A 21790-nucleotide genomic window follows, 5' to 3' on the forward strand; every position below is an offset into this window, starting at 1 on the left:
GAGCCTCCCTGCACCATTGCTTCACGGTAGCCGGAAGCCAAGAGCTTGGGCGGCGCGCTCCGGCCCCCACTGCCAGTACTGATCAGTCACTGGAACAAAACTGTGATGATCAAGTTCAACCGCCATGGGCATGCCAAGCGTATGGTCCGGGCACACCGGCCAATACTGGCTGGTGATCATCTCATCGCGCGATCGGCTCCACGCACGGAGCGCCGCAAAGGAGACCAACACGAGCGCCGCAACCTCCCGAGGGTCAGGACGTAGCTGCTCGATCGGAACCGGCAGGAGCGTGGCATAGATCTCTTGAATTTCTCGATCAATCCAGCTGGATCCTCTCCGCTCCATCCGCCGTATTCCAACATAATGCAACTGATCAGGCTGGAGCTGAAGCCCAAGCTCCTCAGCCGCTTCACGAACAAGGCCATAGCGAGCATCCTCACCCGGACGCGCATGCCCTCCCACCGCAACGTCGATTTTGCCTGGCTCAGTATCCTTGCCAAGACTGCGTTGTTGGAGGAGCACGTGAAGTCCACTAGCCGTTTGGGCAAAAAGCCAGAGGTGAAACGCGCGGTGCCAATCTCCTTCTCGGTGTACAGCCGCACGCTGCTTACGCTGACCAGTGGGTTGCCCATGGGCATCGACGAGTTCAAAGAGTTCATCCGGTGGATCAACAGGCAGGCTCATGCTTTCTCACCCCCGTATGCCTCCCTCGGTCATGATAGGCTTAGTCGGGCAAACGCGCGAGTGAAGAGGCAGAAAGGAGTACGTATGGAGCCGGCCAAGCCGCAAATTACCGTCGACGTTTTTCAGCAGGTTGATATCCGGGTCGGTCGCATCATCGCAGCTGAGCCATTTCCCGAGGCTCGCAAGCCGTCACTGAAGCTCACGATTGATTTTGGCCCGCTTGGTATTCGACGCTCTTCGGCTGGTATTCAACCGTGGTATACCCCAGAAGAACTGATTGGCCGGCTGATTGTGGCTGTCGTCAACTTCCCCCCACGGCGTGTGGCAGGCTTTCCCTCGGAAGTGCTTGTCCTTGGGGCTGTTCAAGAAGATGGTCGCGTTGTCCTCCTTGAGCCCGACAATCCCGATATCGCAAAACCCGGTAGCCCAATTGCCTGAACCTTAGTGCCAGCTGAGCCATCCGATCACACCAACAAGCAGCCCGACGACGAGCGCGAGCGCTTCAGCCAAGGCCACCGAACGACGAATGAGTCGCATCACAAGCAGATTGAGGGCACTGTGGAGCGGCACCGTCAACAGTACCCACCACGGAGAAGCCGCGAGGAGCAACGTACAGCCAATATGAAATGCCGTTGCGGCAAGTCGCTCGATAAGGCCGAACGCCGGTGAGGCCTGCAGCAACCCAAGTTCAGCAAGTGCCTGCCGCACAGACTGTGCTTGTTCATCCTGCCGGCGCAGGATACGCGTGGTCAAAACCAGCGACAGCGCCGCATACCAGACTTCGATGCCTGCCCACCCTTGACCGACATTAATCGCTGCTGGCAAGCTCGCTGCCCAGTAACGGACAACGGCAAGCCGCACCAGTTCCTCAGCTGGCCCTGAAGCCGCAATCACGGCCCATTGCTGGGCACGCTGTGCGAGACGTCGTACGAGCAAGATGACTGGCCCACGAAGTGCTAACGCAACGAGCCAGCCGACCACGCCAAGAAGCCAGCGTGAGAGCAGCAGAGGCTGACCAAGAACGGCGAAGGCCACTGCAACCACGAACGGCAACAGCACGAGCGCGAGCACCCACCCCCACAATGGGCTCGACACACGTGTTGTGCTCGATGCCAGCTCAACTGCCACGCGACGATCGTTCATCATTGCTGCTCCCATTCTGTACCTGCGCCGTTTACACCTTGCATTGCATGTCCTGACAGCGTATACTTGACGCTGGGTTAGGGAAGGATAAACTAAAGGTAGGTAAATTATGCAGAATCAGACACTTTCCGCTCCGCAACGTACACCAGGTCGAAGCCGCTGGCTTGGCCTCGGCGCCATTGCCCTCGGCGTCGCTATGATCATTGTCGATGCAACGATTGTCAACGTTGCTGTACCAGCAATTATTGACGAACTGCACGTCAACCTTACCGATGCCGAGTGGATTAACTCGATTTACTCCCTCATCTTCGCTGCCTTGCTTATTACGCTTGGGCGACTCGGCGATCTCCGTGGGCGAAAACGTCTCTACCTCTTTGGCCTTGTCCTCTTCGTGGGATCAAGTATGCTTGCCGGCATAGCTCCCAATGGTGGCACACTCATTGCCGCTCGCGCGCTGCAAGGAATTGGTGCCGCAGCGATTTCGCCGTCGACCCTTTCGAGCCTCAATACGCTCTTCCGTGGGCGGGAACGTGCGATTGCCTTTGGCATTTGGGGATCAATTATTGGTGGGATGGCCGCACTTGGACCGCTCATCGGCGGTTGGCTGACAACCAACCTGTCATGGCGGTGGGCGTTCTATATCAATGTCCCGGTTGGGCTCATCGCCTTCCTCGGCGCACTACGCTTTGTCCCGGAAAGCCGCGATGAGCATATCCGGCCAGGATTCGATCTTTCGGGCATCGTATTGAGCATCATTGGATTTGGTGGACTCGTCTTCGGTCTTATTGAAGGTGAACGATACGGCTGGTGGAAACCTGCTGAGCAATTCTCGCTTTTCGGCTGGCAATGGCCACTCTCTCAGATCTCTATCGTTCCAGTTGCGCTGACCCTTGGCATGCTTGGCTTACTGTGCTTCACGCTGGTTGAACGCCGTCGTGCGCGCCGGAACCAAGTGGTGCTTGTTGACTTTGCCCTGTTTCGCTTGCGGAGCTTTGGCTGGGGGAACGTAACAGCCCTGATCGTCAGTCTCGGCGAGTTTGGCCTGATCTTCGTGCTCTCGTTGTATCTCCAAGGAGTACGGGGGTATTCCGCCTTTGCGACTGGCGTCGGACTGTTGCCGCTTGCACTGGCCTCTTTCATTGCTGGTCCATCAGCGGCATCTCTTTCGCAGCGTTTTGGGGCGCGCCGAGTTGTCAGCGTTGGCATGTTCTGCGAAGCGATCGGTTTGCTCCTCCTCGGACTTTTGCTTTCGCCAACAGTCAGCCGGCTGACGCTCTTACCTGCGCTTGCAATCTACGGCATTGGGGTTGGCTTCGCGACGGCCCAACTCACGAGCGTCATCCTCGCTGATGTGCCTGTTGCGGCCTCTGGACAAGCGTCAGGCATTCAGAGCACAACACGCCAGGTCGGTGCCGCGCTCGGCATCGCCTTGCTCGGCACCTTGCTTAGCATAGGGCTCCGTGACGGCATGCGCGATCGGCTTGCTCAGATTCCAGGTCTCCCGCCACAACAGCAGGTCGCGATCACACGCGTCATCCAGCGCAGTGCCGGACAAGCGCTCGGACAGCTCCGACAACAGCCAGGCACCCAGCCAATTGTGCGCGCGGCCGAGGAGGCATTTACTGACGCTGCCCGGCGTGATGCCTTTGTTGCTGCTGGCTTCATCCTGGCTGGTTTTGCTGCAAGCTGGCTGCTGCCCAACACCCGTCCTGAGCCAGAGCGTCGCGCGGCGCGTCAGCCAGCGGCAGCAACTGCCACAGAGAAACCTTAGCGAAGAAACACGAGGACGAGCAATACAAGACCAGCGAGGACACGATAGCCGACAAAAACGAGCGTTGATCGACGCTGGAGATAACGCAACAGAAAGGCGATGGCGAGATACCCGGTGAGCGCAGCCGTCAAAAAACCAAGAAGGAATGCGCCGCGCTCACTGGGATCGAGCCCTGCAGCAAGGAGCTTGCGGCTTTCGAGGAGACCAGCGCCGAGAATAGCTGGCGTACCAAGCAAGAAGGAAAAACGTGCAGCCGCTTCGCGCCGTAGTCCAAGGAACAGCCCTGCGGTGATCGTACTGCCAGAACGTGACACACCTGGGACGAGCGCAGTCATTTGGGCCAACCCAATGAGTAATCCATCACGGCCAGTGATGGAAGAAAGAGGGCGCCGATGGGTAGCGAGGCGTTCAGCAAGCACGAGGAGGAGCGCAACGAGCATCAAGACCAGGGCAATGAGTGCAATGGCACTTCGGCCACCCTCGCCAGCGTGAAAAAAGCGATCAACCGCGTCTTGCAAGACAATGCCGGCAATCGCTGCCGGAATTGACCCGAGCACAATAATCCACCCAAGTCTGCCCATCGGGTCGGCAAATGGTCGGCGCAACCAGAGCCCACGCAAGACGCCGTGAAGAATCTCAAGCAAGTCACGCCAGAAGTAGGCAATGACGGCAGTGAGCGTTCCAAGGTGCAGCGCCACGTTGAATGCCAGCCCCGGTTCTGGCCAGTGAAAGAGCCAGGGGACAACAATCAGATGGGCCGAGCTGCTAACCGGCAAAAACTCCGTGAGGCCCTGGACAACTCCAAGGACGACAGCGTGCAGCATGTCCATCAGTTAACTTGTCACCCTTTCTGTGGTTGATGCCCGAATCACTCGCCAAGACAAACTTTCACGCCACCAGAAGACGAGGCCAAGCAACGTAATTGGCACATACAGTGCCACATGCAGCACAAGGGCATAGGAAAGCGCACGCTCGCGCGCAATAGCGGCCACACCGGTCAACACAAGCGTCACGCCAGCTTCAAAGGGGCCAACATACCCAGGCGAGCTCGGCAGAAGAGTTGCCAGGTTCGCGATTGCTGTCGTCAGGAGCACGAGCGGGATGCTTAGCGGAAGTCCAAAACCACGAGCAATGATGCCGTACATTCCTGCTTCGCAGAGCCACGCGGCAAGCGACGTCGCGCTTGCCACTGCCAAGGTTGGCCCATCTTGGAGTGAGCGAAGGCCCTGTGCAACGGTATGCGCAAGTTGCAGCACGCGCGTCTGGATTCGAGCAGGGAGCCAATCAAGCAACCGTGGCAGGACACGTTCCCGTACGTCGTCTCGACTAAGGAGGGCAAGCAGGGCAAGTGCTGGCAGGAAGATGACGAAGGCAACAAGCGCAAGCCGCCACAGGGTACCAGTGAGCGCAATAAACAAAGAGGCAACGAGTAAAAATCCGAGCATCGTCAGGCCGTCAAGTAATCGCTCTAAAGCAATTGACGCTAAGGCAGCGCTTGTGCGCACCTGCGATCGCTGGGCAAGTGTATACGCGCGAACGACCTCACCCGTCCGCAATGGCAATACATTGTTGGCCATATACCCAATGGCAACAACCGGGAAAAGCCGCACCCAGGAAAGCCGTTCAACAGGCCGCAACAGCGCAGACCACCGCACAGCACGCCACGCGACCCCGGCGAAGTAACAGGCAAGTGCCGGAATCAGCACCCAGTAGTTTGCTGTACGGAGTGCAGCAAGGACCGTTGCAAGATGCAAGCCACGAAACGCGAGCCAGAGAAAGAGCAAACTCACCGCAATACCGAGGATTGTTCGCTTCACGCGCTGTTCGTCCTCCCACACGGTATTCACCGCGCCGCCGAAGTATAGCGTTCGGTCTCGTACCCAAACCACATGATTAGGCGGCGCAATCTGCACGCCAAAGCAGCATGAGCCCTCCTTCACGTGCCCGCACCATTGCACCTGCCCAGCCTACTCCCGCCGGATCGCTGCCGTCCGGTACGATAGCGGCGCAGACGGTCGGCCCGGGCGCAGGGATATGCCAGAAGCCCAGCGTTCCTGGTCCATACACATGGTGACCTGTTCGCTGCAGGATCGCTGCGAGCAAGCCAAACGTTGCCGGATCGCGAGCGAGTGCAGGCAAGGCGACCGGCGCTCCGGCTGGTACCGCTTCCGCAAGCCGCCACAGCCACGGATCAGATGAGAGCATGAAGACGTAGTCAGGCCAACCAACGACCTGGGTGACACCGGGTTGTGCCAGCAGCGCGTTCACGATCGGATCGCGGTCAGCAGGCTGGCTCCGATCCGCGTGATAGACGATAGCTTGCACTCCAATTCCCCGGAGCAGATGGAGCGTCTCTGCCGAGGGGAACGCCCGCATCTGCTCATACAGAGGAGCATAGGCCGGAGGCGTAATGCCACTGTAGCCGTTGACTAATGGCGCCCAATGGAAAGTAGACCAGAAATTTGGCCATGGTGCTGGTGCCGCTGGGTCAGCCATTGGCAGCTCAATTGCGGGGACGGGATGGGCGGCAAGCCAGGCATAATCAGGCCGCTGCAATTCCTGCCAGGTGACCGGCAATGGGGGTGTGACCGGGAGAGAACGAAGACCTTCAGCTGTTAACGCAACGACGGCAAGGCACGCGACACCAACGCGAAGCCAGCGGAAACGGGGACCGAGCCAATCATTTATCGTTGCCATGCCAAAACCAGCGAGCGCAGCTAACCCAACGAGGGCGAGAAGCGCAAAACGGGCCGGGACGCGAACAGCACGAAAGCCCGGCAAATGGTTGTAGAGGAGGTTATATGGGAGTGTAACCGGTTTCTCATTCACAAGCCCAATCGGGCCAAAGCTCAACGTGACTGCGACGACAATCAGCGCAAGCATAGCCCAGCGGAGCCAGCCTGCTCGCCGGGCAAAGAACAGGCCGAGTAAAGCGAAGAAGAGGACCGTCACACCGGGAAACAGGTCGCGCTCGATGTGACGATGGTAGAGGGGAGCGAGGACGCTACCATACAGCCAATTCTCTGGTGGAACAGCCAGATAGTCCGTCCAGCGCGCATGCCAGTAGACAACCTCATCAATGCTCCGTTCCGCACCAAGCTCTTGGTGAACCCGCCAGTACGGAAGGAGGATGGGGATCAAGAGCAGGAGGCTGAGACTACAGGTAACTCCCGCCCAAAGCGTGCCACGAACTGCTCGCCAGGAATGCTCAGCAATGAACCCAATTGCCCAAACGACGACCAGCAAAACTGGTAAGAAGAGGAAGTAGTAAATCCCGAAAAGCCCTTGCAGCAGAACAACCACGCCAAGCCCAAGGGCCCATCGCCAACTGCCAGTGCGTACCGTCTTCCAGGTCGTAAGCGCTGCGAGAGGCAGCCATTCAGCAGACAGCAAGTGCAGGTGCTCAATTTGGGCAAGCCGAGCCGGTGCGACAATGTAGGCTACGCCAGCGACCAGCCCGCCCAGCCAGCTGCCAGAAACGGCACGAACGAGAAGAGCCATCGCACATCCTGAGAGGACGAAAGCGAGCCAGGTTGCCAGGTTGTCGGCTAAGACTGGGTTATGCGTGGCAAGAACGATTGGCGCAACCAGTATTGCTTGTCCAAAGAGATAATCAGAGTAGGCCAGCGTGTTGTGATACGGATAGAAGATGTTGGCATCGAAAATCTGACGCGGGGCAGTCTGCACGGCATGAATATCCCACGCAATCGTCCATGCTTGAAAAACCGGGTCCCCAGCGCTGATCAATCGATGTACAGGATCCCGGACAACCGGGAAGGTGATAAGCACGCTCAACGTGAGGCAGCACAGGGCAACACTGACCGCAGCAATACCTTCGCGCCAACGGCCATGCAATCTGCTCCCAGGAATAGCAGCGGTTTCTGGCAGACCTGCCGCTGTTGACTCCGCCACATCCTCATCCTTCAAAGCGAGAACGATGCGGCAGATTATTCGTCGAGGCGGAAGTACTTAAACGCCTCAGCGAGCTGGATAAACTCGGCACCTGGGAAGCCGCGGCGCCGAGCCTCGGCAGCGCTATCCTGGGCCCAAAGGCGAATCCACTGCTCGAGTTGGGGATCTTCGCTAATCTGGCTCTTGTGCGCCCGCAAGGCCTCAATTTTCTTCGCAAACGTCGTGCTAATATCGATCCAAACATCCGGTTGGGCCGGATTCATCAACAAGACCTCCCGAACCGCATGCGGCTCGAGCCCCTCAGCAAGGTGCTCGGGGAACGTCAACCGGTCACGTGCACTGGGGAAGACCGCTGCAAGCGTTGCTTCTCCCATCGCAATATGATCAGGATGCTGAATGTAGTGCTGGCCATGCCATCGCGCTGTTGGGTCCTGGCAAATGACCGCATCCGGCTTATATTTACGGATCATGCGCACAATGGCACCACGCAACTCAAGCGAGGGGAGCAGCTCAGCATCGCGAAAACGGAGAAACTCGACCTGCTGCACACCAAGAATTTTCGCTGCCTCACGCTGCTCAGCTTCACGAATAGCGGCCAACCGATCGGGCGTCATCGTGGGATCATGACTCCCTTTGTCTCCGCTCGTCCCCAGGACATAAACAATTTCACAGCCTTCAGCAGCCCATTTGGCTACCGTCCCAGCGCATCCAAACTCGGCATCATCAGGATGCGCCACCACAACCATTGCCCGCTTCGGCGTCTTGACAACCGCAGTCATCACCTGTTCCTTCCATGCTCTGCATCCACATGCTCATGTATGACAATCGTCGGTACCAATCTCCAGGGAAATGCTCCAGAGCGCTCTGGGCCGAGCGTGATCAGTTGCTCGAGGCACACCCGCGCCTGCGCTACCAGCCGCGCTGTATCAACCCCCTGACAACATGGCTGGAAAGGTTCGACTCGCGCAAGACCGCGTTCGAGGAGACGCACGGCGCCGATCCAGTTCCCACGCTGAAGATGATGGAATGCAACGCCGATCTGCAGAATACCTTGATAAAGCCCTCGGACTGGGCGTAGCTCGGCACGCCAAAGCTCCTCGAGAACCTCATGACAGGTAAAGTACTCGCCAGCATTGAAGAGGGCAACACCTTCACGTAATTCAGCTGGTGGTGGCTCACAGCAAGCCGAATCAGCAGCTTGACAGCACACGGCCGGCAGCTCCTGCTTGTTCCCTGCATACTCAATCGCATTATCGACATGCCGTGCAACCAGGGCCACGCGGGGCATCGGCTGGTAGTGGAGCCCCGGTTAGTACAGCGATCGCGGTTTGGAGCTGATTATCCTGGCTCAGGGCCTGGGAATCGAGCGACGCCCCAGCAACAAGGGTGAATGGCTGAGCTTGGTCCGGCAGTGACACTGCAATGTCGGGTGAAATGCCATTCTTCCAGATTTGACGGCCGTTTGGCGTAAGCCAGAGTTCAGTGCCCAACAAGAGTGCCGATCCGTCTTTCAGTCGATACTCCGTCAGCACCGTTCCAGTGCCAAACGTGCGCTCACCGATAATTTTGGCACGCTGGTTATCCTGTAACGCTCCGGCAACGATCTCCGCCGCAGAGGCAGTCCCTTTGTTCACCAGCACGACAAGCGGCTGGTCAACGCGCACCTCACTCGCCTCGGTGCGATAGATCGTCTGATTCCCATCCCGCGTCTTTGCAATAAAGACCGGTGTCTGGGGAGGCAAAAAGACCGAAGCAGTACCAATTGCTTCATTGACAAGTCCACCAGGATTATTCCGCAAGTCAAGAATAAAGCTTGTTGCTCCAGCACGCTGCGCATCTTGCACAGCACGGCGTAAATCCGCTGCTGTTCCATCCGAGAACTGGCTGATGCGCACAAGGGCGATCGTGCTCTGCGGCAGCATTGCCCAGGAAACCGAGCTGACTTTAATCTGAGCCCGGGTCAGTGTTACGCGGACTAAGTCCGTCTGTCCAGGACGACGGAAGACAAGGGTAACCGTTGAGCCAGCCGGACCACGAACGCGCTGGACAACGTCATCAAGGCTCAAGCCTTGCACTGATTGCCCGTCGACTTCGAGCAGAATATCGCCAGCACGAATGCCTGCTCGCTGTGCTGGCGATCCATCAAGTGGTGCAACGACGACGACTTGCCCGTCCCGCTGCTCAACCTGGATCCCAACACCAACATACTGACCGGAGAGTTCCTGGCTGTGTGTCGTCACTTCATCTGGTGTGAGATAACGGGTGTGTCCTGTATCACCAAGGGTGTCAAGCATGCCGTTAATTGCGGCAGCGAGCATTTTCTGATCGTTGATCGCGCTCGGGTCAACGTAATGACTGTGGACAAGATCCCAGGCCTCGTCAAAGACCTGTACAGGCGTCGTGGCAGCTGGTGCGGCCTGCGAGCGGGACTGAGGCTGGAGGAGCGTATTGAGGGTGGCTCCAGCGCCCATGCCGAGCGCGAAGACCATAATCAAGAGCAACAGACCAAACGGCAATCGACGGAGCAGCCGACGCGGGGTTCGTGGCTCATCCACGAGTGAAAGCCTCCTTCGTTTTCCCAATCCCGCCCTGCCCTGCCCAAGGATACCGCGTTCTGCACGGTCAGCGGAAGCAAGCAAACCAGCTGGCACGTCACGACGCCGTCACAGCGGAACTACGACGTTTGGGTATAAATCCGGTACACGCCGGTGCACGTCGCACAGACGTTGCCTGCTTCGTCCATCACCTCGCCTTCAGCGAACACCAAATTGCGTCCGCCACTCACTACGCGCGCCGTGCCAACCACGCGATGCTCAGCTTGGAGCATGCGGAGGTAGTGAATCGTCAACGTTACTGTGACTTGGCCGACGATGTCTTCTCGACTCGAGAACACTGCGGCACCAAGCAAACCATCAAACATGTATGCCAGAATGCCGCCATTAATCGCACGTGTGCCGCCCCCGCCACGGTGATGATCTTGAACATCGAGTTCGACCCGTGCTTGACCGGCATGTGCCTCAACAATCCGAAACCCAGGCCAGCGATAGAACGGCTTCGCGTTCCACTCCGCAAGCCAGCGATCGCCCTCGGTCATACCTCACCCCTATTCCATTTCATCCCTATCTCGGCACACAATGCCGCCTCCCAAGAGCAAGTTGAGAGGCGGCAGTACCGTAGAGATTCTAGCGAAGCATCAACGAGAAATCAGGCGCGCGTCCGCAACTCAGGAAAGTCCTCTTCCCAAAATTCTAGCGCGGCCCGGCCACCTTCCGACCGCAGTTGCTGCTCGTATGCACGCAACTCAACACGGCGAATCTTGCCGGAGATCGTCTTCGGCAACTCAGCAAACTGCAGGCGACGCACACGCTTATACGGAGCAAGGCGTTCACGCAGGAAGCGGAACAATTCACGGGCAGTCTCGGCTGATGGCTCGACACCCGGTTTGAGCACAACAAACGCCTTTGGCACCGTGAGGCGGATGGGGTCAGGGCTTGGCACCACCGCAGCCTCTGCCACTGCGTCGTGCTCAATGAGAGCACTCTCGATCTCAAAGGGGCTAATGCGATAGTCAGCGCTCTTAAAGACGTCGTCGGCGCGGCCAATGTACCAGAAATAACCATCTTCATCGATACTCGCGACATCACCAGTGCGATAATATCCGCCGGTTGCAACAGCCCGGGTAGGATCGTCAGCATAGCCAGCCATCAGCCCAACAGGACGCGGCTCGACGCGTACTGCGATTTCCCCTTCATTCGCGGGCTGGCCAGCCTCGTCAAGCGCGACGACGGCATAACCTGGCAATGGTCGTCCCATTGAGCCTGGCTTGACCGGCTGTCCGGGCGAGTTGCCGACGAGGGCAGTGGTTTCAGTCTGGCCATAGCCATCGCGAATCGTTCGCCCCCAGGCTGTTTGCACTTGCTCAATGACTTCAGGATTGAGTGGCTCGCCAGCACTGACGAGTTCACGGAGTGCCAGGTTGCGATATGCTGCTAAATCTTCAAGAATAACCATGCGCCAAACAGTGGGCGGAGCACAGAGCGTCGTAATCTCACCGCGGTTCAGCAACTCCAGTAACTTCTTGGCCTGAAACCGCGCCTGGTTGTAGGCCACGATCGTCGCGCCAGCATTCCATGGAGCAAAGAAGCTGCTCCATGCATGCTTCGCCCAACCAGGAGAGCTAATATTCAAATGTTGATCACCTTCACGGAGACCAATCCAGTACATCGTCGAGAGATGCCCGACGGGATAGCTTGCATGCGTATGCAAGACCATTTTCGGCTTTGCCGTCGTGCCGGACGTGAAGTACAGCAAGAACGGATCAGTAGCCCGAGTCGGCGGATCGTCCGCTTGGAAGGTCACTGATTGGCCATCAACCTCGTCATAGCTGATCCAACCTGGCAACGTCTCACCAACAAGGATCTTGGCCTGTAGGCCATTGATCGATGCAAACTTGCCAGCACATGATGGGTCAGTGACAGCGATGGTGATGTGACCGCGTGTGACACGATCTTGGAGATCAGCGGGGGTCAATAGCGTTGCAGCTGGGCTGACAACCGCTCCAAGCTTCATTGCACCGAGGGTCAGCTCCCAGAGTTGTGGCTGATTTCCAAGCATTAGCAGGATGCGATCACCGCGCCGAACTCCGAGGCGCTTGAGGAAATTTGCCACTTGGTTCGAGCGCTCACGTACGGTATCAAAGCTCAACGTGACTTCAGAACCATCCTCTTCGATAATGCGCAATGCTGGCTGCTGATTACCACGGGCATAAACATCAAAGTAATCGAGTGCCCAATTGAACGTTTCAAACTGCGGCCAGGCAAACTGGCGATAGGCCGCTTCATAGTCCTCACGATAAGTGATGAGTAGATCCCGCGCCTGGAGAAACAGCGTGGTCGCCCGTGCTGTAGTGCCCATGGCTCTGCCCTCCGGCAATGTGTTGCCTAAGCCCTCTGATCACCCTGCTGGATTACCGCACACTGGGGATGCCAAGCACGTACACGATCCCTGTCCTGGCAATTCCCGCCCGCAGCATCTGCTCAATCCCACAGGGGATCTGTTGGGACTATTGTACCCGGCAGAGGCGTCCCAGCGCACCGGATGGCCAGCGATTTCCCGGGATCAGTTGGGATCCTGTACTCGGCAGAGCCAATCGAGCCTAGCCTGACGACGGACGTTCAGGCGGGACAGCGTGTGTCTGTTCGGCACGGAGCAGGTCGAGCGTTTCAATCGCGTGCCGCAAGTGTGGGATAACAATGCTCCCACCGACGACCAGCGCAACATTCAGCGCATCATAGAGCTCTTCGTCTGTCCAGCCCGCCTTCACACACTGATCGAGATGGTAGTCGATGCAGTCGTTGCACCGTAGCACCGTCGATGCAACAAGGCCAAGGAGTTCTTTCGTTTTCGCATCAAGCGCACCGTCACGATATGCAGCACTATCAAGGCTGAAGAAGCGATTGATATCACGATGCCCAATCTCACTGATCCGCGCGTTCATCCGTGCACGGTATTCCCGAAATGCATCGAGCCGAGTCGGCATTTCGCCTTCCTCCCCAAGATTTGCCCTGTTCGCACCATACTCATACTGCTGCAGCGTCAACCTCGTGCAGCCGGCGTGTCAGTTCGGCAAGGTCGTCCGGTGTCAGCTTCCAGGAAGCTGCTGTGACGTTGGCTTCAACTTGTTCAGGCTTGGTCACCCCAGCAATAACAGAGGAAACAATGGGCTGGGCAACAAGCCACGCAACAGCCAATTCGGCAACCGTGTGATCCCGTTCAGCGGCAAACGCCTCAAGCACGCTGAGCAGACGGAAGTTACGCGGCGTAAGCCAACGCCGTTGAAACGCTTCGTTGTCATAGCCACGCGTACCAGGTGGTACCGGCGTGTCAGGCCGATACTTTCCCGTCAAGAACCCTCCAGCGAGCGGTGAATAGGGGATGATGCCCAGACCGAATGCCTCGCAGGCTGGGATGAGTTCCGCTTCAATGCTACGGTCGATGAGATTGTAGGGCGATTGACTGACGATTGGAACAACGTAGCCAGCTCGTTCGCAGCGGTGGACAATGTCAGCGATTTGCCAGCTCGCGTAATTCGAGATGCCGGCATAGCGAACCTTACCACTGCGCACGAGATCATCCAGTGCGCGCAGCGATTCATCAATCGGGGTATGGGGATCCGGACGATGGAGATAGAAAAGATCGATGTAGTCCGTCCCAAGGCGACGCAGGCTTGCTTCGACACTTGCGATGATGCGCCGCCGCGACAGCCCCTGCCCATTTGGGCCCTCGTGCAGCGGGAACCCTGTCTTGGTTGCAAGCACAACCTCGTCGCGCCGACCAGCGATCGCTTTCCCAATATACTCCTCGGAAAGCCCACGACTATAGGTATCAGCAGTGTCGATATGGTTAATGCCTAACTCAAGTGCGCGGTGAATCACTGCTGCAGTCTGCTGGGCATCACAGTACCGGCCGAACGTGTTGCCACCGAGGCCGATCACTGAGACAAGGACGCCGCTACGGCCAAGCCGTCGATATTCCATGCTTCGTTCCCCTCGCTGTGCACGATCGATCGTGCTCTACTCTCACGCAAGGGTAAAACTCATCTCGGGGCAGTCTATTCCCCGTTCTGGAATAGCACTCGCCTCTTCAAGCCATACAGCAACGGCGCTGCCTGTGCAGTACGCGCAGGCAACGCCGAGCATGGTACATCGCAAGACGAACGCTACGCCGCTTTCACCGCTTCGATAAGTCGCGCAAGAACCTCTTTGGCATCTCCAAAGAGCATTCGTGTCTGCGGCATGTGGAACAGTTCATTCTCAATTCCGGCAAAACCTGGACGCATGCTCCGCTTGATCACGATGACGTTGCGCGCCTGGTCAACATTGAGAATCGGCATTCCGTAAATTGGGCTGCCTGGATCACTCCGCGCTGCTGGATTGACGACGTCGTTGGCACCAACGACCAGAGCAACATCGGCACGCTGAAACTCTTCGTTAATCTGCTCCATTTCGTACAGCTTGTCATACGGGACATTGGCTTCGGCGAGCAAAACATTCATATGACCCGGCATCCGGCCAGCAACCGGATGAATGGCAAACTTGACCTCAACTCCACGGCGTTCGAGTTCGGCGGCTAACTCAGCAGTCTGATGTTGTGCCTGCGCAACCGCGAGCCCGTAACCAGGCACGATGATGACCTCATTGGCATAGGCCATGAGCACAGCCACGTCCTCAACCGTCGCCTCGCGAATTGGCTTGGCTTCAGCCGTCGCAGTGCCACGTCGTGCCGCCTGGAAGGCACCAAAGAGGACATTGGCCAGCGAGCGATTCATCGCGCGGCTCATCAGGACAGTCAGGAGCGACCCAGACGCTCCAACAAGTGCGCCAGCGATGACGAGAATCTGGTTGCCAACGACGAAACCTGCCGCCGCAGCTGCCAAACCTGTCATGGAGTTCAACACTGAAATGACAACGGGCATATCAGCGCCACCGACTGGCAGAACGAGGAGCACACCAAAGATGAGCGCCAAGGCAAAGAGCAACCACTCGGCAACAGCACTGGTAAAGCCAAGGAGCCATACCCAGAGCACAACAATGCCAACAAACGCGGCGACATTAATCGGCAGTTGGAGCGGGAATCGCACTGGCCGCCCCGTCATGAGCTCCTGGAGCTTTGCGAAGGCAATCAAGCTGCCTGTCAACGCAATTGAACCGATTGTCGTACCGAATGCGACGGAGACCAGTTCGCCGGTACTCAGCGATCCCTCGCTCGCGTAGCGATAGAACTCCGCGACGGAGACGAGCGCCGCCGTGCCACCGCCCATGCCGTTAAACAGCGCAACCATCTGCGGCATCGCCGTCATCGGAACGATGCGCGCGATGTAGATACTCACAACAGCGCCGATACCGACGCCAAGGACCATGATCAGAATGTTCGGGAGACGCCAGTGAATAGCAGGATCGAGCAACGTGACCAGTAAGGCCAACAACAGCGCACCGGCGACAATCTGATTACCCGAGCGAGCAGTTCGTGGTGCACTGAGCCGGCGCAAGCCAAAGATCAAGCCAACTGCGGAAATGAGATACGTCAGATCAATGACCGCAAGACGTGCATTCTCGATCACGACTTGCCCACCAATTCCTTCTGCGCTACCGCTGCACGCTGTGCTGGCTGAGCCGCTGGACGCTCAGACTCGGCCGGCTTCTTCTTGAACATCTCCAGCATGCGATCCGTCACGACAATGCCACCAAAGAGGTTGCCAGCTCCAAGCAGGCAACCAAGAAAGCCAATCACGTAGAGTAAAGGCCGATCGGCTGTACCAGCAACGAGGATACCGCCGAGCAGCACGATGCCATGAATCGCGTTTGTGCCTGACATCAGCGGCGTGTGGAGCAACGCTGGTACGCGCGAAATGACCTCAAACCCCAAGAACACGGTGAGAATCAAGACGTAAAGGCTTAACAGGAGTTCATGGTTCACCGCACACCCTCCTTCAGCCGCTCACGCGTTGGCTCATGCAAAATCTCGCCATCTTTTGCCAAGACCACACCCCGGATAATCTCATCGTCCAAGTTGAGATTCAGCTGGCCATTCGGGGCAAGGAGTTCCAGTAAGGCCGTCAGGTTACGGGCGTACATCTGGCTCGCAGTGAACGCCATTTCGCTCGGCAAGTTGAGCGGCCCCATAATCGTTACGCCATGTCGCACCACCGTCTCACCGGGAACCGTGAGCTCACAGTTACCACCCTGTTCAGCAGCGAGGTCGACGATCACCGAGCGTGGCCGCATCGCCTCAACCGTTGAGGCGCGAATTAACAGCGGTGCGCGACGACCTGGTACCAGCGCAGTGGTAATGACGACATCAGCTTCGACACAGTGGTTATGGATGAGCTCTTGTTCAAGCCGTAAGTGCTCTTCAGCAAGTTCCTTCGCGTAGCCGCCGACCTCTTCGGACTTAATCTCAATCTCCAGGAATTTTGCCCCGAGGCTCTCAACTTGCTCTTTGACGACAGGACGCGTGTCGAAAGCTTCAACAACGGCACCAAGCCGGCGCGCCATCGCGATTGCCTGGAGCCCGGCAACCCCAGCACCAAGGACGAGCACCTTGGCTGGGCGGATCGTCCCAGCAGCCGTCATGAGCAGAGGGAAGAACTTGGGCAAGGCATTGGCGGCCAACAACACCGCCTTATAGCCTGCCACTGTGCTCATCGATGACAGCGCGTCCATTGGTTGCGCGCGGGTAATGCGGGGAATGGTATCAACGCTAATAGCGATCACGTGGCGAGCGGCGAGCTGAGCGACAAGCTCGGGATAGAGGAGCGGTTGGAGAAACGCGATCACGGCTGTGCCAGGGCGAAGCTGCGCGATTTCCTCCTCCGTTGGCCGCTGCACCTTCGTAATGACTTCGGCTTGCTGGTAGACCGCTGCGGCATCGGGTGCGATCACCGCCCCAGCTGCCTCATATTCGGCATCGGGGAACCCCGCGGCAAGTCCAGCTTCGCGTTCAACCACTACCTGGAAACCACGGCCACGGAGCTTGCGGACCGCTTCCGGCGTGAGGGCAACACGCCGCTCACCTGGCATCGTCTCACGGGGTACGCCGATCGTTAGTCCTGTTCCTTCTGCACGCTGCACGGTTTGCACCCCTTCACGCTACCCCCCGGCCCGCGCGAAAGAAAGCCCTGAACGCTGCGACACCAACGTCCGGGCATGTTCTGTAAAAAATCTGCGCGTAGACTACCAAGCCGGAGCGCCATGCGACTTCCTGCCTGCTCGCCGCAAGCGTACTTGGCGCATTGCAGGACTGTCAATAGCTGTGAAAGAGGAAGGGGATCACCATGGTCTGGGTGTGGGCGGGGATTCGATGGATCCACTTGCTTGCCGCCATGATCTGGGTTGGCGGCCAGTTGTTTCTTGTGCTGGTCTTACAGCCAGTGTTACGTCGTGAGCTACCAGCGGCACAGCGCATCCAGCTTGTTGCAACGGTCGGACGACGCTACGGCCACATCTCCTGGGCTGCCTTAGCGTTGCTCGTCATTACCGGATTCCTGAACGGTGTGCACCGACATCTTCACTGGGCGGCGCTGCCAACAGCCGATTCACCGTACGCGCATACCCTGCTTGTGAAACTCGGCTTTGTTGTGCTGGTCTTGATCATGACTATCCTTCACGGACAAGTCGTGGGTCCACGCCTCACGCGCCTCGCCACAAGTGCAGGATCGAACCCGAGCGTTGCAGCATCCTATCGTCGCATGCTGCGCCTCTCAGTCGCCATCACAAGTCTGAACCTGTTGCTCAATCTCGCTATTGTTTTCCTGTCAGCACGACTCGTTTCTTAGCCCCATTGCGCTGGTACAACGAGGAGGGCCATCCCATCAAAATACCCCCATGCCCGCATAAAGTCATCCCAAGAGAACGTGCGGTATTGACCATCGCCAGGATCGACAACATAGACCTGCGTGTCATCGTAACCGTAGACTACGACGACATGCTCTTGAGGAACCAGCGTAAAGGACTCGCCGTTATAGCTGGCTCGCAGCCGCTGCTGGACACTCGCATTGTTGGTTATCCAGACGATGACGGGATGTCCCGCAGCAATCTCACGCGTGAGAACACTGCGGTCGCCCTGGGCATAGACAGCCTGGGCATGAAAGCCATAGCGAGCCAGCAGGGGAACGAGCGGCTCAGCATAAACACCATAGTTATCGATGCCACCAAAAGCTCCGCTCATGTTGCCGCGGAACCCATAGTGTGGATTCGGATGATGCGGCATGTTTTCGATAAACACCCATTCAGAAATCGGTCGCCCGTAATAGGCAGTGACGATACTCAATGCTGCTGCTTCACAGCTGAGTGGTAACGACTGGCGATAGGCAGGGACACCACTGAGTTGGACACCGCGCTGATCCTGGTATGTTGCCTGGCCAGTTGGAATGATCAGTTTTTGACCGACCACAATTCGATTGGGATCAGGCAAGTGGTTCGTCTCAATTACGGCATCCAAGCTGACCCCGTAGTGTTGTGCAATATCCCACAGCGATTCTCCTGCTTGGACAATATGCGTCATGAACTGTGTTTGTTCACCCGATGGAGACGCATTGGACGATGGAGAAACGATTGGGACAAGCAGCACCTGTCCCGGCATCAAGCGATTCGGATTGACGCCAGGGTTAGCTTGTTGCAGAGCAGAGAGCGACACTCCATATTGCTGCGCGATCAAGGAAAGGGTTTCGCCAGCCTGGACAGTATGGCGATACTGAATTCCATCAGTTCCGCTCGCCACCGTTAACCGCATACCGGGGAGAATCAGATTCGGATTGCTGAGCTGGTTGATACGCGCAAGGGTATCAACGGTTGTTCCATATTGCTGCGCAATGCCCCAAAGGGTCTCGCCTGGCTGGACGACATGGACCGTCGCGGCCGCTGCTGGGCTAACCAGCAGCGCACTCAGCCCGCCAGCTAGCGCAGCAGCACGCCATCGGTAACCACGGCGACGTCGTGAGCGACCAAAGGTCTGAGCTGGACGCGGTGGTACGGGAGAAACAGGAGGATGAGATACTGTTCGCGACGACAATCGGGTCGCATACAGCGTCACGATTCCTCGCGCACTCTCGTCGCCCCTCGCTTGAACCATACCCCGCTCCTTCCCCCAACTGCCCGGACATAGTGTACGTACATCATACTTGAAGAGAAGCGGCGGTGACAAGGGGGCAACGAGGAGAGAATGTGTGATCAGCCTACTTCTGCAGTGTACGGACGCCCTCCGGTTCACCAACAATGACGAGGTCAGCGAGGTTCAGGAAAAGGCCATGATCAACCACGCCAGTTATCACTTTCATTGCTGTCGCAAGGCCGGCTGGGTCGGCAATTGGCCCAAAGTGCACATCAAGGATGTAGTTGCCATTATCACTTCGAAAAGGGGTACCATCACGCTTACGGCGAAGCTGCGGCTGGCCTCCAAGCGCAGTCAATGCACGGGCTGGGTACTGCCATGCAAACGGGACGACCTCAACCGGAACCGGAGAGCGCGTTCCCAATTGGTCAACAAGCTTGGTTGGATCAATCACAATAACGCGCCGGCGTGCGAGCGACGCAACAAGCTTTTCACGGACAAGTGCTCCACCATGGCCTTTGATTAAGGCTAACGTTTGCGGCTCAACCTCGTCTGCGCCATCGATCACCATGTCAATTGTGGTGACCGCTCCGGGATCAAGCAGGGGGATGCCGAGCCGTCGCGCCAGGCGGGCTGAGCGCAACGAAGTCGGCACCCCTTGAAACAAGAGCCCCTGGCGCATGCGCTCAGCCAATGCGCGAATCGCAAGCTCGGCCGTAGTCCCGCTGCCAAGGCCGACAACCATGCCAGACTCAACAAGGGTGGCAGCATAATTTGCTGCCACCGCTTTGAGGCGCTCGCGCTCAGCCAGCCGCATGCTTGTCCCTCTATTCGGCGCGCTCGAGGAGTGATGTCGCAGCTGCCACAATCCGCTCGGCCGTCAAGCCATAGTGAACGAGGAGTGCATCAGGATCTCCTGATTCAGCATAGGTATCACCAAGGTCAACGAAGCGGATTGGGCACGGGCTGTGCTCAGCAACAGCCATCGCGACAGCACTTCCAAGTCCACCGTGGTGCAGGTGCTCTTCAGCAACGACGATGCCACGCGTTTCACGGGCAGCTGCTCCAAGGGCCTCTGTATCAATCGGCTTCACCGTTGGCATGTCGAGAACCCGAGCAGAGATCCCCTGTTCGGCAAGCATCTCCGCAGCATCCAACGCGGCCGCGACCATAATACCGTTGGCGACGAGTGTCACGTCATGGCCATCCCGAAGCTGGTAGGCTTTGCCAATCTCAAACTTCATATCAGGATCGTGGACAATTGGCACAGGCGGACGACCAAGGCGCAAATACGTTGGCCCATCGTGCTCAAGCATGGCACGGACAGCAGCACGTGTCGCATGCTCGTCAGCCGGGACAAGTACCGCAACCCCTGGCAAGGCACAGGCCAACGCGACATCCTCAATGCCCATCTGCGAGGGGCCATCCTCACCAATGCTAATACCGGCGTGGCTCCCCACGAGTTTGACATTCAGATGGGGAAAGGCAACGCCCATGCGAATTTGATCAAAGGCATTACAGAGCAGGAAGCAGGCAAAACTTGCCGCAACCGCAATCTTCCCGTTTGCTGCCAACCCGGAGGCGACACTCACCAGATTAGACTCCGCAATACCGACGTTGAAGAAGCGATCAGGAAAGGCCTGGGCGAACCACTCGGTTCGCGTCGAATTACTTACATCGCCGTCAACGACGACAAGATTCGGAAATTCGTGACCAAGATCACGCAGTGCCTCACCAAATGCATCCCGGGTTGCCTTGCCAAGCTTCAACCCAACACGTGTCCCAAGCTTCATTGCAGCGCCTCCAACGCTTCCTGCAGCCGATCCTTCGGAACAGCCCGTCCATGCCAGGTGAAATCTTTCTCAAGGAACGGCACGCCCTTCCCTTTAACAGTGTAGGCAATCACGGCAACCGGCCCATCGTGATAGTCGCGCGCAAAACGCAGCGTCTCATGGACGGCCAGCAGGTCGTGTCCATTGACTTCTACCACTTTCCAACCAAACGCTCGCCATTGATCAGCGTAGCGCTGTGGATCGGCAACTGCAGTGACCGGAGAAGTCTGCTGGAAGCGGTTATGATCGACAATGGCAACAAGGTTGCCCAGTCGGCGACGGCCAGCCGCAAGGGCCGCTTCCCACACTTGGCCTTCTTCAATTTCTCCATCACCAAGCAGGACATAGACTTGATAGTCTCGGCCATCAAGCTGGCCGGCGAGCGCGTGTCCAATCCCAATCGAGAGTCCTTGCCCCAGGCTTCCGGTCGACGCTTCAACCCCGGGAAGGCGACGCATATTTGGATGGCCCTCGAGCGGACTGCCCAGCTTGCGCAACGTTTTCAGCTGTTCCTTGGGGAAATAGCCGGCCTCAGCGAGCACGGCGTAGAGGATTGGTGCGGCATGGCCCTTTGACAGGATGAAACGATCACGGTCGGGCCAATCGGGCCGATGTGGGTCGTAGCGCAGAATGCCACCAAAATAGAGCGCCACCATGATCTCAACAGCAGACATCGAGCTTGTTGGGTGTCCTGAGCCTGCCTCCGTCGTCATGATTAACACTTCACGGCGTAACTCACGAGCAAGCGTTGTCAAGCGATCGATTTCCTGCGCGTTCAGGAGCAATGTTTGCTGTCCCATGCGGCCTCCCTCCGCCGACCATTCCACCATACCGCCATTCT

Annotated in this window: 22 protein-coding genes; 3 read left to right on the forward strand and 19 right to left on the reverse strand. The window is 57.7% G+C overall.

Going from position 1 to position 21790, the window contains the following annotated elements; all coding sequences use genetic code 11:
* Positions 1-21: 21 nt before the first annotated feature.
* Entirely contained in the window at positions 22-684 is a 663-nt protein-coding gene (locus tag N675_RS13870; protein WP_051914732.1) for an NUDIX hydrolase, read from the reverse strand.
* An 84-nt stretch (positions 685-768) separates the two neighbouring features.
* On the opposite strand from N675_RS13870, the gene N675_RS12540 reads away from it, so the two are divergent.
* Positions 769-1122: a tRNA-binding protein gene (locus tag N675_RS12540; RefSeq protein WP_038040384.1), complete on the forward strand. Its 354-nt coding sequence runs from the start codon at positions 769-771 to the stop codon at positions 1120-1122.
* Positions 1123-1125: 3 nt separating this feature from the next.
* On the opposite strand, the gene N675_RS12545 is transcribed toward N675_RS12540, so the two are convergent.
* Positions 1126-1830: a hypothetical protein gene (locus N675_RS12545; protein WP_051914733.1), complete on the reverse strand. Its 705-nt coding sequence runs from the start codon at positions 1828-1830 to the stop codon at positions 1126-1128.
* Between the two features lie 106 nt (positions 1831-1936).
* Between N675_RS12545 and N675_RS12550 the strand changes: the two genes are divergently transcribed.
* The gene (locus N675_RS12550) at positions 1937-3598 is read left to right on the forward strand and encodes an MFS transporter (RefSeq protein WP_038040386.1); all 1662 of its coding nucleotides are present in this window, start codon (positions 1937-1939) and stop codon (positions 3596-3598) included.
* On the opposite strand, the gene uppP is transcribed toward N675_RS12550, so the two are convergent.
* The 13 genes from uppP to N675_RS12615 all read right to left on the reverse strand — a co-directional run bounded on the left by uppP (position 3595) and on the right by N675_RS12615 (position 17139).
* Positions 3595-4428, reverse strand: a complete 834-nt coding sequence (gene uppP / locus N675_RS12555; RefSeq protein ID WP_038040389.1) for an undecaprenyl-diphosphatase UppP — start codon at positions 4426-4428, stop codon at positions 3595-3597. The two genes, N675_RS12550 and uppP, sit on opposite strands and share 4 nt — an antisense overlap.
* A gap of 3 nt (positions 4429-4431) precedes the next feature.
* Complete coding sequence (locus tag N675_RS12560; protein ID WP_038040873.1) at positions 4432-5415, reverse strand: lysylphosphatidylglycerol synthase transmembrane domain-containing protein; 984 nt, start codon at positions 5413-5415, stop codon at positions 4432-4434.
* 76 nt (positions 5416-5491) lie between these two features.
* A complete protein-coding gene (locus tag N675_RS12565; RefSeq protein WP_231578042.1) occupies positions 5492-7510 on the reverse strand; it encodes a hypothetical protein in 2019 nt (672 codons plus the stop codon).
* 35 nt (positions 7511-7545) lie between these two features.
* A complete protein-coding gene (locus N675_RS12570; RefSeq protein WP_038040391.1) occupies positions 7546-8289 on the reverse strand; it encodes a PIG-L deacetylase family protein in 744 nt (247 codons plus the stop codon).
* Positions 8289-8720: a DUF309 domain-containing protein gene (locus tag N675_RS12575; RefSeq protein ID WP_038040877.1), complete on the reverse strand. Its 432-nt coding sequence runs from the start codon at positions 8718-8720 to the stop codon at positions 8289-8291. Before N675_RS12575 ends, N675_RS12570 begins: the two co-directional genes overlap by 1 nt.
* A 40-nt stretch (positions 8721-8760) precedes the next feature.
* Positions 8761-10065 carry a S41 family peptidase gene (locus tag N675_RS12580; RefSeq protein WP_051914735.1) on the reverse strand — a complete coding sequence of 435 codons (1305 nt, stop codon included), beginning with the start codon at positions 10063-10065 and terminating at the stop codon, positions 8761-8763.
* 119 nt (positions 10066-10184) lie between these two features.
* Positions 10185-10604, reverse strand: a complete 420-nt coding sequence (locus N675_RS12585) for a PaaI family thioesterase (protein WP_051914736.1) — start codon at positions 10602-10604, stop codon at positions 10185-10187.
* Positions 10605-10714: 110 nt separating this feature from the next.
* Complete coding sequence (locus N675_RS12590; protein WP_038040393.1) at positions 10715-12424, reverse strand: AMP-binding protein; 1710 nt, start codon at positions 12422-12424, stop codon at positions 10715-10717.
* A gap of 241 nt (positions 12425-12665) precedes the next feature.
* Positions 12666-13049, reverse strand: coding sequence for a carboxymuconolactone decarboxylase family protein (locus tag N675_RS12595; protein WP_038040395.1), 384 nt, complete (start codon positions 13047-13049; stop codon positions 12666-12668).
* Between the two features lie 40 nt (positions 13050-13089).
* Positions 13090-14046: an aldo/keto reductase gene (locus tag N675_RS12600; protein WP_038040397.1), complete on the reverse strand. Its 957-nt coding sequence runs from the start codon at positions 14044-14046 to the stop codon at positions 13090-13092.
* A gap of 182 nt (positions 14047-14228) precedes the next feature.
* Positions 14229-15626: an NAD(P)(+) transhydrogenase (Re/Si-specific) subunit beta gene (locus N675_RS12605; protein WP_038040884.1), complete on the reverse strand. Its 1398-nt coding sequence runs from the start codon at positions 15624-15626 to the stop codon at positions 14229-14231.
* A complete protein-coding gene (locus N675_RS12610; protein ID WP_038040399.1) occupies positions 15626-15985 on the reverse strand; it encodes an NAD(P) transhydrogenase subunit alpha part 2 in 360 nt (119 codons plus the stop codon). The genes N675_RS12605 and N675_RS12610 overlap by 1 nt, the downstream gene beginning before the upstream one ends.
* On the reverse strand, positions 15982-17139 hold the full coding sequence (locus N675_RS12615; protein ID WP_277870653.1) for a Re/Si-specific NAD(P)(+) transhydrogenase subunit alpha: 1158 nt from the start codon (positions 17137-17139) through the stop codon (positions 15982-15984). The genes N675_RS12610 and N675_RS12615 overlap by 4 nt, the downstream gene beginning before the upstream one ends.
* A 203-nt stretch (positions 17140-17342) precedes the next feature.
* On the opposite strand from N675_RS12615, the gene N675_RS12620 reads away from it, so the two are divergent.
* A complete protein-coding gene (locus N675_RS12620; RefSeq protein WP_038040401.1) occupies positions 17343-17843 on the forward strand; it encodes a DUF4149 domain-containing protein in 501 nt (166 codons plus the stop codon).
* On the opposite strand, the gene N675_RS13875 is transcribed toward N675_RS12620, so the two are convergent.
* From N675_RS13875 to N675_RS12640, 4 genes are all read right to left on the reverse strand, one after another.
* Complete coding sequence (locus tag N675_RS13875) at positions 17840-19138, reverse strand: LysM peptidoglycan-binding domain-containing protein (protein ID WP_051914737.1); 1299 nt, start codon at positions 19136-19138, stop codon at positions 17840-17842. The two genes, N675_RS12620 and N675_RS13875, sit on opposite strands and share 4 nt — an antisense overlap.
* Before the next feature lie 103 nt (positions 19139-19241).
* Entirely contained in the window at positions 19242-19934 is a 693-nt protein-coding gene (gene rpiA / locus N675_RS12630) for a ribose-5-phosphate isomerase RpiA (RefSeq protein WP_038040402.1), read from the reverse strand.
* Between the two features lie 10 nt (positions 19935-19944).
* Positions 19945-20910 carry a transketolase family protein gene (locus N675_RS12635; protein WP_038040404.1) on the reverse strand — a complete coding sequence of 322 codons (966 nt, stop codon included), beginning with the start codon at positions 20908-20910 and terminating at the stop codon, positions 19945-19947.
* Positions 20907-21749 (reverse strand): transketolase, encoded by an 843-nt coding sequence (locus N675_RS12640; RefSeq protein ID WP_051914738.1) that lies wholly within the window; start codon positions 21747-21749, stop codon positions 20907-20909. The genes N675_RS12635 and N675_RS12640 overlap by 4 nt, the downstream gene beginning before the upstream one ends.
* Positions 21750-21790 lie beyond the last annotated feature (41 nt).

The organism is Thermorudis peleae (assembly GCF_000744775.1).
GTDB classification, from domain to species: Bacteria; Chloroflexota; Chloroflexia; order Thermomicrobiales; family Thermomicrobiaceae; genus Thermorudis; species Thermorudis peleae.

Coding starts and splice junctions, on each gene's coding strand:
- N675_RS13870 (WP_051914732.1), bottom strand. CDS start 684: ATGAGCCTGCCTGTTGATCCACCGGATGAACTCTTTGAACTCGTCGAT.
- N675_RS12540 (WP_038040384.1), top strand. CDS start 769: ATGGAGCCGGCCAAGCCGCAAATTACCGTCGACGTTTTTCAGCAGGTT.
- N675_RS12545 (WP_051914733.1), bottom strand. CDS start 1,830: ATGATGAACGATCGTCGCGTGGCAGTTGAGCTGGCATCGAGCACAACA.
- N675_RS12550 (WP_038040386.1), top strand. CDS start 1,937: ATGCAGAATCAGACACTTTCCGCTCCGCAACGTACACCAGGTCGAAGC.
- uppP (WP_038040389.1), bottom strand. CDS start 4,428: ATGGACATGCTGCACGCTGTCGTCCTTGGAGTTGTCCAGGGCCTCACG.
- N675_RS12570 (WP_038040391.1), bottom strand. CDS start 8,289: ATGACTGCGGTTGTCAAGACGCCGAAGCGGGCAATGGTTGTGGTGGCG.
- N675_RS12585 (WP_051914736.1), bottom strand. CDS start 10,604: ATGACCGAGGGCGATCGCTGGCTTGCGGAGTGGAACGCGAAGCCGTTC.
- N675_RS12590 (WP_038040393.1), bottom strand. CDS start 12,424: ATGGGCACTACAGCACGGGCGACCACGCTGTTTCTCCAGGCGCGGGAT.
- N675_RS12595 (WP_038040395.1), bottom strand. CDS start 13,049: ATGCCGACTCGGCTCGATGCATTTCGGGAATACCGTGCACGGATGAAC.
- N675_RS12600 (WP_038040397.1), bottom strand. CDS start 14,046: ATGGAATATCGACGGCTTGGCCGTAGCGGCGTCCTTGTCTCAGTGATC.
- N675_RS12620 (WP_038040401.1), top strand. CDS start 17,343: ATGGTCTGGGTGTGGGCGGGGATTCGATGGATCCACTTGCTTGCCGCC.
- N675_RS13875 (WP_051914737.1), bottom strand. CDS start 19,138: ATGGTTCAAGCGAGGGGCGACGAGAGTGCGCGAGGAATCGTGACGCTG.
- rpiA (WP_038040402.1), bottom strand. CDS start 19,934: ATGCGGCTGGCTGAGCGCGAGCGCCTCAAAGCGGTGGCAGCAAATTAT.
- N675_RS12635 (WP_038040404.1), bottom strand. CDS start 20,910: ATGAAGCTTGGGACACGTGTTGGGTTGAAGCTTGGCAAGGCAACCCGG.
- N675_RS12640 (WP_051914738.1), bottom strand. CDS start 21,749: ATGGGACAGCAAACATTGCTCCTGAACGCGCAGGAAATCGATCGCTTG.